This window comes from Mycobacterium sp. IDUB_24, assembly GCF_055419385.1.
Genome location: NZ_JBVAXO010000026.1, coordinates 1 through 293 on the forward strand (window position 1 = coordinate 1; position 293 = coordinate 293).

Consider the following 293-nt stretch of genomic DNA (forward strand, 5'->3'; position numbering starts at 1 on the left):
GGTGATCTGGTGCGCTGGGGACAAGACGGGGAACTGCAGTATCTGGGTCGTGCTGATGAGCAGGTCAAGATTCGTGGTTATCGGATCGAGCTTGGTGAGATCGAGGCTGCGTTAACGGCTTTGGCGGGTGTCGAGCAGGCGGTGGTGATTGCCCGGGAGGACCGTCCCGGTGACAAGCGCCTGGTCGGCTACATCACCGGCACCGCCGACCCCGCAGACCTGCGCGCCATGCTGGCCGAGCGGTTGCCGTCTTACATGGTGCCCACGGCGGTCGTCGCATTGGATGGGTTTCC

At 63.8% G+C, this 293-nt stretch carries 1 protein-coding gene; it reads left to right on the forward strand.

The genetic code is table 11. The features are described from left to right. Positions 1-293: AMP-binding enzyme (locus tag ACZYZF_RS29500; protein ID WP_463837606.1), on the forward strand; the 293-nt coding region annotated here is incomplete at both ends.